Source organism: Halomonas sp. N3-2A, from assembly GCF_002216165.1.
Classification (GTDB): Bacteria; Pseudomonadota; Gammaproteobacteria; order Pseudomonadales; family Halomonadaceae; genus Vreelandella.
On sequence record NZ_CP022286.1, the window covers coordinates 652,601 to 665,532 of the forward strand.

A 12,932-nucleotide genomic window follows, 5' to 3' on the forward strand; every position below is an offset into this window, starting at 1 on the left:
GGTAGAATTCTCGCAACTGCACACTATGGCCGGGAGCGCGTGTGACTGATTCAGGTTGGGTTCTCTACAAGCGATTATTAACTTACGTCAAACCTCACTGGCGCGCATTCGCGTTAGCGATCGTTGGTTTTATCATTTATGCCGCCTCCAGTACGGCACTAGCTGAAATGATGAAACAACTGATTGATGGCATTCAAAACCCTGATGCTGCCTTCCGTTTACTGCTTCCTCTGTTTGTGGTGATCATGTTCGCTTCGCGTGGGCTGGGGACATTTTTAAGCACTTACTTTATGTCCTATGTCGGACGTTATGTGATTCACACGCTGCGCTGCGATGTGTTTGCGCACTTGCTGCATTTGCCTGGGCGTTTTTTCGACCACCATTCCAGTGGCCATTTGGTATCTCGAGTAACGTATCACGTTGAGCAGGTCGCGGGTGCTGCCACGAAAGCGGTCACTATTATTCTGCGTGAAGGTCTGTTCGTTATCGGGCTGGTCGGTTATCTGTTCTGGACCAACTGGATGCTAACGCTGCTATTTCTGGGCGTAACGCCGGTGATTGCTGTTGTGGTGAGCTATGCCAGCAAACGTTTTAGGCGTATCTCTAAGCGTATTCAGCACTCCATGGGGGATGTTACTCACGTCGCTTCTGAAGCGCTATCTGGCTATCGCGTCGTGCGCACGCATGGTGCTGAAGAGTATGAAAAGCAGCGCTTTGAACGGGTAAGTGAAGAAAATCGTCGTCAGAGTATGAAAGAGGCGATGACGCGTGCCGTGAGTTCACCAGTGATTTTGATGCTGGTAGCGATTTCCATGGCTATTCTGGTTTGGCTTGCCATGGCGCCTGCGCTTATGGAAAACATGACGCCGGGGGAGTTTGTTGCCTTTATTACCGCAGCAGCGCTAATGATCAAGCCTGTACGCCAGCTCACAGAAGTGAATAGTGAGATTCAAAAAGGTATTGCGGCGGCTTCTGAGCTATTTGGCTTGCTTGATTTGACCCCTGAGCAGGATGAAGGTAAGACCATTCCCCGTCAGCTTACAGGCAGCGTGGTGATTGATAATGTCAGTTTCCGCTACGCTGATGACCAGCCTAATGTATTGCACGGTATTAATATTAGTGTTGCCCCTGGTGAGCTAGTGGCGATTGTTGGGCGCTCTGGTAGCGGTAAATCAACATTGGTCAGCCTGCTGCCGCGCTTTTATCGTCCTAGTGAAGGGCGCATTGTGATTGATGGGGTAAATGCCGATGACTATGCGTTGGGCCCTTTGCGTCAGCAAATTGCATTAGTATCGCAACAAGTCACGCTGTTTAATGCAACCATTGCTGACAACATTGGCTATGGCGTTACCAACCCAGACCCAGCCGCCATTGAAGCGGCCGCTCAGGCGGCTTACGCCAGTGAGTTTATTGAAAAGCTGCCTCAGGGCTATGCCACGCTAGTGGGTGAAAACGGCGTGATGTTATCCGGTGGGCAACGCCAGCGCTTAGCAATCGCTCGGGCGATTTTTAAAGATGCGCCGATTCTTATCTTGGACGAAGCGACATCGGCACTGGATACCGAATCTGAGCGCTATATCCAGAAAGCGCTGGAGCATGTGTGTGAAGGGCGTACCACATTGGTCATTGCCCACCGTCTATCCACCATTGAACGGGCTGACCGTATTTTGGTGATGGATCAAGGGTGCATTATTGAGCAGGGTACCCACCAAGCGTTGCTAGAAGCGGGAGGTGCCTATGCGGCGCTGCATCAGCTTCAGTTTCAGGAGAGTGAATGAGCCTGGAACAGCGCTGGCTTAAGGCGGCTTACCAGGGGAGCCGATGGCTAACGCCGCTGTATCCGTTGGGTGCTTTATACCGTTATCTTATGGCGCGCCATAGCTCTCACTATCACGCTGGTAAAAAGCTAGCTGTTAAAGCATCCGTACCCGTTATCGTGGTGGGTAATATCACTCTTGGTGGAACCGGTAAATCGCCGCTAGTTGCGTGGCTGGTCAACTGGCTGAGGAAGCAGGGGTGGTCGCCGGGTATTATTACCCGTGGTTACGGTGGTAAAGCATCGCACTATCCGTTACTGGTAACTGCAATCACTGATCCTGCGCAAAGCGGCGATGAGCCATTAATGTTGGCGCAACAAACGGGCTGCCCGGTCATGGCTGATCCGCGCCGCGCGCGAGGCGTTCAAGCCCTGGTTGATAGTGGGTGCGACATTATTGTCAGTGATGATGGGTTACAGCATCTGGCGTTAGGACGTGATATTGAATTAGTCGTTGTTGATGGCGCGCGAGGGCTAGGCAATGGACGTTGCTTACCTGCTGGGCCGCTGAGAGAATCGCCCGGTAGATTAGCTCAAGTTGATGCTGTGATTATTAATGGTGAGCAGCGTCGCCCTCTGCCTATAGAGGGAGTGGCGATGCAACTAGCGCCGCTCAGCTGGCGCCGAATGCAGGATGGTCAACGTGTGCCACTCACTCCTCTGCCATTTACGCTACCTGTGAATGCTGTGGCAGGTATTGGCCATCCTGAGCGTTTTTTTAATACGCTGCGAAGTTTAGGGGTGGAGGGCGAGATGCGTCCGCTAGCAGATCATCAGCGCTTTGATGACCAGACTTTCCGTTTTAGTCATCAGCGCCCCGTTGTAATGACCGCCAAAGACGCAGTGAAGTGCCAAGCGTTAGCGCCACCCGATAGCTGGGTGTTAGAGGTAGAAGCCGTGCTTCCGCCAGAGTTTGAACACTGGCTGGCAGCTAAATTGTCAGCGCTTTCTGAAAAGGGATACACCGATGGATAAAGAACTACTGGCAATGCTGGTTTGCCCGCTTTGCAATGGCAAGCTCAAGTATAATCGTGAAGCCCAGGAACTTTGCTGCCACTACGACGGTTTGGCGTACCCTATTCAAGCAGGCATCCCTGTGATGCTTCCTGAAGAGGCGCGCGCGATGGATGCCGATGAAAAGCTACCTATCTCGCCTGGTCGTACCGGAGAGGTGTAATGTCAGTCGCTAAGACCGAATTTATTGCCGTTGTTCCCGCGCGTTTTGGCTCGTCCCGCTTGCCGGGTAAGCCACTGCTGGATATCGCGGGTGAGCCTATGGTTGCCCATGTCTGGCGAAGAGCCTGTCAAAGCCAAGCAAGTCGTGTCGTGGTAGCCACTGACGATCCTCGTATACGTGATGCGATGTTGCCCTACGGTGCGGATGTCGTTATGACTCGCGCGGATCATCCTTCTGGTACCGACCGGCTGGCCGAAGTGGCAGAGCAGCTCGGGCTAAGCGACGACACTTTAGTGGTGAATGTGCAAGGCGATGAGCCGCTTATCCCCCCGGCCTTAATTGACCAAGTGGCGATGCGTTTAGCCGAAGATCGAGAAGCGGCCATTGCGACGCTTGCTGAGCCTATTACTGATGTTGAAACGTTATTTAACGCTAACGTCGTCAAAGTTGTTCGCTCCTTGCAGGGGCGTGCTCTGTACTTTTCTCGTGCTCCCATTCCTTGGGATCGAGAGCAATTTAAAGTCCAGCCCGCGCTTTTAGCCACCGATGCGTGGTTGCGTCATATTGGTATATACGCCTACCGTGCCAGTTTCCTTGCCGCTTATCGTGAGCTGGCGCCGTCGAGCCTTGAGCAGTTGGAGCAGCTAGAACAGCTGCGTGCGCTACAGCATGGCTATGCCATTCAAGTTGCGCTAGCCAGCACTATCAATCCTCCTGGTGTGGATACGCCGGAAGACTTAGCCAGGGTGAGAGCGCTTCTGGCGAGTGAAAGTGAAGGTGGAAGCGAATGAAGCGCGTCCTATTTGTCTGTTTGGGCAATATTTGTCGTTCGCCAACGGCCGAAGGCGTCTTTTGGCACGCTGTTGAAGAGGCTGGCTTAAGTCGTCATATCAACGTTGACTCTTGTGGTGTAGGTAGCTGGCATGTTGGAAAAGCGCCAGACAGCCGTGCCCAGGCAGCTGCTTTGCAGCGTGGTATCGATATTAGTCATTTGCGCGCTCGTCAGCTAAGCGCCAGTGACTTTCTTGAATTCGACTATGTGCTAGGCATGGATCGCGACAACCTCAAGGCAATGCGAGCGCTACAGCCGAGTACCAGTCGTGCCCATGTGGGGCTCTTGCTAGATTTTGCCGACTTGCCTGATGCTGAAGTGCCTGACCCTTATTACGGTGGTGATGAGGGCTTTGAACATGTCCTGAATTTAATTGAGGCGGCTTCTACAGGGCTAATTGCCCAGCTGAGAAATGACGGGCTGAGAAATGACAGGTTGTGAAATCACGAGTTGTGAAAGAACTGATAATGATTTGCTTAGTCGTTGCCAGTCAGTCGATTTAACCTCTGCGAACACGCTGCGTTTACCCTGTCAGGCGGAGCGGTATGTTGCCCCTAAAACGCTAAGTGCACTCCAGCATGTGGTGCGTGAAGCCGTTGCTAAGCAGTGGCACATTACGCTCTTGGGAGGTGGCAGTAATGTGCTGCTTCCCGCTAAGCTGAAAGGCATTGCGATTCGGCCTGCTATGCAGCAGTGGTGGCTAGAAAGTTGCGGAGAGTCTGTTGTTGCTCATGTGGGAGCAGGCGTTAATTGGCATTCGTTAGTAATGACGCTATCGGCTCGCGGCCTGTGGGGCATTGAAAACTTAGCGCTGATTCCTGGTGATTGCGGCGCAGCACCAGTACAGAACATTGGTGCATACGGTGTCGAGCTTAAAGACGTTCTGGTAGGGGTGCAGGTAGTAGAGTTGGCGTCGGGTAATGTACGTTGGTTAAGCGCCGATGCTTGCCAATTTGGTTACCGAGATAGCATCTTCAAAAAATCGCTAGCGGATAAAGTCGTCATTACTCAGTTGGCGCTTCGGCTATCAAAAACGCCGCTGCCAAGACTGGGTTATGGAGATTTAGCTGCCCGAGTAGCCGCTTCGGCGAGTTGCTTGGCGGTGGCTCAGGCAGTGTGTGCTATTCGTCAGGAAAAACTACCGGACCCTCAGGTGCTTGCAAATGCGGGTAGCTTCTTTAAAAACCCGCTAGTTAGCAGCGATCAGCTATCTCGCTTGTTACAGGCATACCCTAGCATGCCATATTTTCCGCAGGTTAACGGTCAATCCAAACTGGCAGCGGGGTGGTTAATTGATCAATGCGGGCTGAAAGGGATTCGGCAGGGGGCTTTCGGTGTTCACGCGCGGCAGGCCTTGGTGCTTGTGCATTTTGGCGGTGGCGATCGGTGTGTGCTACTGCAGTTTGCAGAGCATATTGCCCACCAGGTCTATGACCAATTTGGTGTTGAGTTAGAGCCTGAGCCACGCTTGGTACAAGCATAAAAAAACCCCGCTTAGCGGGGTTTTTAGTGCTAGTGTCGAGTACTAGCGATCACTCATTAGTCGTGTTCTGTGCTTGTTTACGCAGTTCACGAGGATCGTTATGAGCACGACGGCGGCGGCGTGGCTTAGGTGCCTCGTCTTGGGTAGAAGTAGCAGGCGCTTGCTTTGCTTCTTCAGGTGCCACTGTTTCAACGGGGGCCTCTGGTGAAGGCGTTTGAACCTCTTCATTAGTCGCCAATGTAGGCTGTGGCTCTGTGCTTTCTTGAGCAGCAGCGCTGTCATTCGCGGTTTCTGAAGCAGCGCTCGTGTCTGAAACAGTTGTATTGCTCACTGCGTCGCTGTCTAAAGAAGATGCTTCCGGCTGCTCAGCAAACTCTGGTGAGCTTGCTTCAATGCTAGCTGCTACGCTTTGCGACGGTGTCTGAGTGTTAGCGTCACTGTCGACAGTCTCAGCAGTCTCAGCAGTCTCAGCAGTCTCAGCAGTCTCAGCAGTCTCAGCAGTCTCAGCAGTCTCAGCAGTCTCAGCAGCTTTCGGCGCTTCTGCATGTGTGTCGACGTCTGCGGGTGTCTCTTGTGCCGTCTCCTGAGGTTCTTGAGGCAATACAGGTTCCTGAGACTCAGAAGGTTCTTGAGGCTCAGCAGCTTGAGATAGCGACTGCTGGGGCTTGTCGGTCTCTTTTGCAGTTTCTTCGTCACGTGAGCTTACTGATTCGCTGTTGGCGGTATCAAGCTCTTTCACGTTTGAAGTGCTCTCTTCCTCCAGCTCTACTCCCGCATCAGCTTTCACGACCTCAGACGAACCGCTAGCCGCCTCTTGGGGCGCTTCTTGAGCAGTTGCATCATAAGTTGGCTGTTGAGGTTTGGCCTCAGCGCTTTTCTCTACACCTTCCTCTGCTTCAGGTTCCGCTTTCTCTGCCGCTTGCTGAGGTTGGCGACGCTGGCGCGTAGCCTTGCGTGCTTTCTCCGCCTTTTCGGCAGGGCGCTCAGCCGTTGTTCCATCGGCAGCTGCTGATTCCTCTACCGCTGGTTCAGGCGCTTCAGTGGCTACTTCAACGCTTGGTGTGGCAGCTGTGCTGGCCTCATCTTGTAAAGAGGGGCTGGCCGGCGTTGCTTTACTGCTGTTCACTTCAACAGCAGGCGCTTCTACCGCCGGTGATTCAACAGCAGCTTCAGCAGAAGGAGCTTCAGCCGCTGCGGCTTGCAGTTTCAGCTGTTCCGCTTCGGCTTGAGGATTAACGGCCTGTTTACGCGTGCGGTTGCGCGGATTGTTACGCGTGCGTTTCGGCTTGCCGTCATCCTGTTTGTCGTCCGTTTGTGATGCAGGCTCACGGGCAGCTTCGTTTTTCGGCTTGGCATCACGTGGTTTATCGCGACGATTTTCTGGTTGAGCAGTAGGTTTAGCCGCCTCATCTTTAGATGACTCTTTGGCCGCTAGGTTTGTCTGCTGCTCTTTTTGACGACTGCTCTTTTGATCATTGTCCTGGAGCTTGGCCTCGTCTTGCTGAGGGTGGCGTCGACGGTTGCGAGTACGACTAGGACCGCTACGTTTATCGTTAGCGTCGTCGTTATTATCAGCGTTGCGCGGTTGGCTAGGCTGCTGGTTACTCGGCTGTTGATTGCTCGATTGCTGCTGACTGCGCTGCTCGTTTCTGCTGGCGCTTTCGCCACGTTCACGGGCAGGCTTTGGCTTGCTTTCGCTGCGCTGTGAGCGATTTTTGCTCGTTCTCTCAGGCTGCTTGCGGGCAACAGGAGCTTCCGGTTCGGGCTGGCTCGTGCTGGTATCTTCACCGCCTAGCAGTTTGGCAAAGCCTCTGATAAAGCGGCCAATCACACTGGGTTGCTCTTCAGTGACGGTGGGAGTCGCTGTAACGGCTTTATCTGCTTTGGCAGCTCTCTCTGCCTTTTCTTCAGTCTGAAGAGAGGCGGGCGCTGGTGCATTATGTACAACGCTTTTAACCGCTGCTTCAGCGCGCATGGCGGGCGGAGTGAAGCTAGGATCGGGTTCTTTGCCTACTTCAGTATCAGTCGAAAGTTCGAAGCTGGATAGCGTCAGGCTTTCATCATCGTCTAGGTGGTCATCACGTAGTCGCTGAACGTCGTAATGCGGCGTATCCATTTCGGGATTCGGCAGGAGAACTACGCGTACGCCTTGACGTGATTCGATGTCTGCCAGAACGCTGCGCTTTTCATTCAGCAAGTAGGTGGCGACAGGTACTGGAAGAATGGCGCGGATTTGTGCGCTGCGCTCTTTCATGGCTTCTTCTTCAATCAGGCGCATGATAGAGAGCGAAAGCGAGCGAACATCACGAATAGTGCCTTGGCCGTTACAGCGCGGACAAACAACGCCGCTGGTTTCGCCTAGCGAGGGGCGCAGCCGCTGGCGTGACATTTCCATCAAGCCAAAGCGAGAAATCCGACCAATCTGAACGCGTGCACGATCCAGCTTCAGGGCATCGCGCATGCGGTTTTCAACCTCACGCTGATTGCGCGCAGGGCCCATATCGATAAAGTCGATAACGACGAGACCACCGATATCACGCAGGCGCAACTGTCGCGCAATCTCATCGGCTGCTTCAGAGTTGGTTTGCAGCGCGGTTTCTTCAATATCGCTGCCGCGTGTGGCCCGGGCAGAGTTAATATCAATCGAGACTAGCGCTTCGGTATGATCGATAACAATAGAGCCACCAGAGGGAAGCTTTACTTCGCGCTGGTAAGCAGTTTCGATCTGCGACTCAATTTGGAAGCGCGAGAAAAGAGGGACTTCATCGGCGTAAAGTTTAATTTTCTGCTGATAAGAGGGCATTACCTGACGAATAAAGCCCAGCGCTTCTGCATGAATCTCGGGGCTGTCAATTAACACCTCGCCAATGTCTTGGCGCAGGTAATCGCGCATGGCGCGGATAATGACATTAGATTCGCGGTAAATCAGGAATGGGGCTGAGCGCTTGCCAGCTTCAGTGGTAATGGACTCCCACACTTGGACAAGGTAATCCAAGTCCCACTGCAGCTCTTCTGGGCTACGGCCGATACCGGCGGTGCGAACGATCAGGCCCATTTTGTCTGGCACTGTCAGTTGGCCCATGGCATCTTTCAGCTGGCTGCGGTCATCACCTTCAATGCGGCGTGAAATACCACCTGCACGGGGATTGTTCGGCATCAGAACAAGAAAGCGGCCCGCTAAGCTAATAAAGGTAGTCAGTGCTGCCCCTTTATTGCCACGCTCTTCTTTATCAACTTGGACGATGACTTCCTGGCCCTCTTTCAGCACCTCTTTGATGCTAGGGCGACCAGACACATCTTTGATAAAATATTCGCGGGAAATTTCTTTTAGTGGCAGGAAACCATGGCGTTCGGCGCCAAAATCAACAAAAGCGGCTTCAAGGGAAGGTTCTACCCGGGTGATTTTGCCCCGGTAAATATTGGCTTTCTTCTGTTCTCGAGCGCCAGATTCGATGTCTAAATCGTAAAGGCGTTGCCCGTCTACCAGCGCAACCCGCAGCTCTTCTGGCTGGGTTGCGTTAATCAGCATCCGTTTCATATTGTCTCACATAGCATTGCGAGCCGACGAGCCGTCTAGGCGTGGCGTAGACGAATCGCTGGGTGCTGCGTGCTTGTGCTCGGCGCATTGCTATGCTGACGCATTAAGCCGGGAAGGCAATCATGCCGACCCGGCCGAAAGGGCGTTGAGTACGTGGCGGAGGCAGAACATGTTTCGGTGGCTGTCACGTCCATCCGGCTCTGCTGACACCGCCAACACCTGGCATTCATCGATTCGTCAACGCCGGTCATCGGCACAGCGTTGAACTTGGCGCCCCAAGTCAAGCAGCACCTTGTGACGAACAGGATAGGCTGCTTGGGGCGTGACGTTTGTTAATTCAATTGCCTGCCATTGCGGGCGAAGCAAAAGTGTCTCTGCCGTCAAAAAGCATGCGACAGAGTAACTGTATATCCAGTACGTAAGGCGTGTGGGTAATGCGTACACTACGCCATTTTGCCTGTGCTCTGGCCTGCGTGTTTGTCGGGCAGGCGCTTGGCAAGAGTGGTAGTGCTCCCGTTACGACGTGTCTGTTTACGGGTAAGCCACACTTGGCCGCTGAACGTTTTGGAATATAACAGTAAAGACAACTACCAGCAATTGACGCAATGCGCATTGGTCTACGCTAGAATGCCGTTTTTAGCCTGTCGCTATTAGATCACACCAGGAGTGAGCGTTAATGTCCGAAGGGCGGGAAGTACAGTGGGTGGATATCGCCCCGGAACAAGCAGGTCAGCGAATCGATAATTTTCTGATGACGCGTTTAAAAGGCGCTCCTCGTGCATTGATTTATCGCATTGTGCGGAAAGGCGAAGTAAGGGTTAATAAAAAGCGCGTCAAAGTAGATTATCGACTTCAAGCGGGTGATCTAGTGCGTGTGCCGCCGCTGCGATTAGCACCGAGAGAAGCGGTTAAAGAGGTGAGTGACAACTTACGTGATTTATTAATTGGTAGCGTCATTATGGAAGGACCCGATTGGATGGTGATTAACAAACCATCCGGATTGGCCGTCCATGGAGGAAGTGGCGTCAAAATTGGCCTCATTGAAGCGCTTCGGCAAGTGCGCGATGACCTTACTTTTTTAGAGCTTGTCCACCGATTGGATCGTGATACATCGGGCTGCTTACTGTTGGCAAAATCTCGTGATGCGCTCGTCACACTTAACGAATCGCTGAAAAAGCATGCAATGGACAAGCGCTACTTGGCGTTAGTGGCTGGGCGCTGGCCTGCTCGGAAGAGCTATGTGAGTGCCCGCTTAGACCGCTTTGATGCGGGTAACGGTGAAAGGCGAGTGCGGGTAGATCCAAATGGCAAGGTTTCACGGACTCACTTTTCGGTAGTGGAAACCTTTGAAAAGGTCACGCTGATAGAGGCGGAGCCTGTGACAGGCCGCACCCACCAGATTCGTGTCCATGCGGCTCATGCTGGGCACGCCTTATTGGGCGACGACAAATACGGTACCCGCGAAAGTAATCATATGGCGCAGCGCCTTGGTTTGGGGCGTCTATTTCTTCATGCCCGTGCATTAACGTTTCCTGAGCCTGGCAATGGTCGACCCGTTACGGTGAAAGCACCGCTGCCTGAAGCATTGGAAGAAGCGTTAAAACGTGCTCGTAAATAAGGAAGCGACATGCGCTATGAGCTAATTATCTTTGATTGGGATGGCACATTGATGAACTCCGTGCCAAAAATTGTTGCCTGCATGCAGGCAGCCGCTTCTGATGCCGAGTGGAGTGAGTTAGACGTCAGTGCTATCGAGAATATTATTGGCTTGGGCCTGCCTGAGGCGATAGCGACGTTATGTCCTGGTATTGAAGCGGTTCAGGCCGAGCGCTTGCGTCAACGCTATGCCTACCATTTCGTTCATGGTGATTCGACGCCCATGCCTTTTTTTGAAGGCGTTAAAGAGCAAGTTGCCCGGCTGCGTGAACGTCCTTATCAGCGTTTAGCGGTGGCGACGGGGAAGAGCCGTCGTGGTCTAGATCGGGTTTTTGCCGAAACAGAGTCAGGTGGTTGGTTTAATGCCAGCCGAACAGCAGATGAAACGCGCTCTAAGCCTCATCCGCAGATGCTGCTTGAACTGCTCGAAGAGCTAAAAGTGCCCGTTGAGCGCGCTGTAATGGTGGGTGATACCGAGTATGACCTTGAAATGGCAAGGTCTATTAATATGGATCGTGTGGGCGTTACTTACGGTGTGCATGCCCCCGCTCGGTTGGCGGCTAGTCAGCCTGTGTGGCTGGCGGATGATGTAGATAGCCTGTTCGACTGGCTTCACGGTTAGCGGCGTTAGCAACCCCTGTGGGTAGTGGTTGTACGATCAAGCGAACACTAGGAATCGTATATGAGTGATGAGCAGCAGCGCGATGGAAGCGGTGATGGTAGAGGCGCTCAGGCGGGTGATGATTTTCCTGGCCAGGAGAGTGGTGACCGTTGGACCGATGGGCCGGAGGTTGTCCGGCAGGCCAAAAAGCAACCGCTCCCGGGAGCGGAGAGTGATGATGCCGAAACACTGCGCGAGCGCCAGCGCTTAGCGCAGTTGGAAATGATGGACCGCTGGGTTGGCGGTGTTTTAACGGAACAGCGCAGAACCCGGCGCTGGAAGCTGTTCTTTCGTTTGATGTTGCTAGCGATTGTATTGATATCGTTAACAGCAATGCTATACCGCGTGTTTCTCGCTGAGCCAACGGCCTCATTGCCCACCGAGAGCCACGTAGCACTGGTGGAAGTACATGGTGTGATTGCCAGTGATGCACCAGCAAATGCTGAACGCATCATTAAAGGGTTGAATCGTGCATGGTCATCAGAGAGCGCTGCTGCTGTTGTGTTGCACATTGATAGTCCTGGTGGAAGCCCTGTGCAATCGCAGCGTATTTACGACGAAATGATGCGGCTGCGTGATCAGGGCGACAAGCCCATTATTGCCGTGATAGAGGATATTGGTGCGAGCGGCGCTTACTACGTTGCTTCAGCTGCCGATAGCATCGTGGCGTCTCGTGCAAGCTTGGTTGGCTCTATTGGTGTTATCTATGCTGGCTTTGGCTTCCAGGAAGCGATCAACCAGATTGGCGTAGAGCGTCGCGTAATGACTGCCGGTGAAAACAAAGCCTTTTTGGATCCTTTTCAGCCGCTTGATGAAGAGGCTGCTGATTTCTGGCAGGGCGTTCTGACTCAAACCCATGAGCAGTTTATAGACGATGTGAAGGCAGGGCGTGGTGATCGTTTGAGCAACAGCCCTGAAATTTTCTCAGGGCTTATCTGGAGCGGTGAACAAGCGTTAGAGCTAGGTTTGATAGATGAGCTGGCCAGTCTTGAGCAAGTCGCTCGTGAGCAGGTAGGCGAGGCTGAATGGGAGAACTATACGCCCAGCTTAGACCCCTTCGAGCGTTTGACACGCCGCTTTACGCAAACAGCTGCCGAAGTGCTGGGGCTTCAGCATGCGCATGCTCCTTTGCGCTTTCAGGCTCAGTAACGACTAAGCGTCGCCGAGTGGGTTCATACCTGCTTGGCGAAGCATGTCGCATAGTGCGATGAGTGGGAGCCCTATGAGTGCGTTTGGGTCTCGGCCTTCGAGTTTTTCAAACAAGCTAATCCCCAGTCCTTCCATGCGGAAGCTGCCAGCGCTGTCTAAAGGTTGCTCAAGGGCAACATATCGTGCAATTTCTTGCTGGCTCAGTGAGCGAAAAACCACCTCAAACGGCTCGATATGGACGTGATGCCGTTGGTGGCGGGTATCAACTAATGCTAAGCCCGTCAAAAAAGTCACTTTTTGGCCAGAAAAGCGCGCCAGATTCTCCCGAGCGCGCTCTTCTGTATGAGGTTTGCCGAGAATGTCACCCTCAAACAGAGCTATTTGATCAGAGCCAATGATGCAATGATTGGGGAAGCGCTCAGCAACGGCGTTGGCTTTGCTGAGTGCCAGGCGGTGCACTAAGGCGTTGGGCGTCTCATTAGGATAGGGCGTTTCGTCGATGTCTGGAGAGCAGCACTGATAGGGCAGTAGTAGCTTGTCCAGTAGCGCTTGGCGGAAGCGAGAGCTTGATGCCAGGACAAGCGGCGCGTTATCGGTTTGAGGCACAGTGTTCTCCTTAA

General features: G+C 53.2%; 12 protein-coding genes. 10 read left to right on the forward strand and 2 right to left on the reverse strand.

Going from position 1 to position 12,932, the window contains the following annotated elements:
* The first annotated feature begins 41 nt into the window (after window positions 1-41).
* The 6 genes from msbA to murB are packed head-to-tail and all read left to right on the forward strand — an operon-like array spanning window position 42 to window position 5,308.
* Complete coding sequence (gene msbA, locus CEK60_RS02900; protein WP_089037743.1) at window positions 42-1,778, forward strand: lipid A export permease/ATP-binding protein MsbA; 1,737 nt, start codon at window positions 42-44, stop codon at window positions 1,776-1,778.
* Window positions 1,775-2,791, forward strand: coding sequence for a tetraacyldisaccharide 4'-kinase (lpxK, locus tag CEK60_RS02905; RefSeq protein ID WP_089037744.1), 1,017 nt, complete (start codon window positions 1,775-1,777; stop codon window positions 2,789-2,791). The genes msbA and lpxK overlap by 4 nt, the downstream gene beginning before the upstream one ends.
* On the forward strand, window positions 2,784-2,993 hold the full coding sequence (locus tag CEK60_RS02910; protein WP_089037745.1) for a Trm112 family protein: 210 nt from the start codon (window positions 2,784-2,786) through the stop codon (window positions 2,991-2,993). The genes lpxK and CEK60_RS02910 overlap by 8 nt, the downstream gene beginning before the upstream one ends.
* Window positions 2,993-3,784 (forward strand): 3-deoxy-manno-octulosonate cytidylyltransferase, encoded by a 792-nt coding sequence (gene kdsB, locus CEK60_RS02915; RefSeq protein ID WP_089037746.1) that lies wholly within the window; start codon window positions 2,993-2,995, stop codon window positions 3,782-3,784. The genes CEK60_RS02910 and kdsB overlap by 1 nt, the downstream gene beginning before the upstream one ends.
* Window positions 3,781-4,266: a low molecular weight protein-tyrosine-phosphatase gene (locus CEK60_RS02920; protein ID WP_089037747.1), complete on the forward strand. Its 486-nt coding sequence runs from the start codon at window positions 3,781-3,783 to the stop codon at window positions 4,264-4,266. Before kdsB ends, CEK60_RS02920 begins: the two co-directional genes overlap by 4 nt.
* Before the next feature lie 31 nt (window positions 4,267-4,297).
* Window positions 4,298-5,308, forward strand: a complete 1,011-nt coding sequence (murB, locus tag CEK60_RS02925) for a UDP-N-acetylmuramate dehydrogenase (RefSeq protein WP_446718650.1) — start codon at window positions 4,298-4,300, stop codon at window positions 5,306-5,308.
* Between the two features lie 49 nt (window positions 5,309-5,357).
* On the opposite strand, the gene rne is transcribed toward murB, so the two are convergent.
* A complete protein-coding gene (rne, locus tag CEK60_RS02930; protein WP_089037748.1) occupies window positions 5,358-8,846 on the reverse strand; it encodes a ribonuclease E in 3,489 nt (1,162 codons plus the stop codon).
* A gap of 434 nt (window positions 8,847-9,280) precedes the next feature.
* Here rne and CEK60_RS21975 point away from each other — a divergent pair, with 434 nt between their 5' ends.
* The 4 genes from CEK60_RS21975 (at window position 9,281) to sppA (ending at window position 12,312) form a co-directional block, all read left to right on the forward strand.
* A complete protein-coding gene (locus CEK60_RS21975; protein ID WP_157697981.1) occupies window positions 9,281-9,421 on the forward strand; it encodes a hypothetical protein in 141 nt (46 codons plus the stop codon).
* A gap of 101 nt (window positions 9,422-9,522) precedes the next feature.
* Window positions 9,523-10,464 (forward strand): RluA family pseudouridine synthase, encoded by a 942-nt coding sequence (locus CEK60_RS02935; protein WP_089037749.1) that lies wholly within the window; start codon window positions 9,523-9,525, stop codon window positions 10,462-10,464.
* A 9-nt stretch (window positions 10,465-10,473) separates the two neighbouring features.
* Window positions 10,474-11,124, forward strand: coding sequence for an HAD-IA family hydrolase (locus tag CEK60_RS02940; protein ID WP_089037750.1), 651 nt, complete (start codon window positions 10,474-10,476; stop codon window positions 11,122-11,124).
* Window positions 11,125-11,184: 60 nt separating this feature from the next.
* Window positions 11,185-12,312: a signal peptide peptidase SppA gene (gene sppA / locus CEK60_RS02945; RefSeq protein WP_089037751.1), complete on the forward strand. Its 1,128-nt coding sequence runs from the start codon at window positions 11,185-11,187 to the stop codon at window positions 12,310-12,312.
* Between the two features lie 3 nt (window positions 12,313-12,315).
* Here the strand turns inward: sppA and CEK60_RS02950 are convergent, their stop codons facing one another.
* On the reverse strand, window positions 12,316-12,918 hold the full coding sequence (locus CEK60_RS02950) for a Maf family protein (RefSeq protein ID WP_089037752.1): 603 nt from the start codon (window positions 12,916-12,918) through the stop codon (window positions 12,316-12,318).
* Window positions 12,919-12,932: the final 14 nt, after the last annotated feature.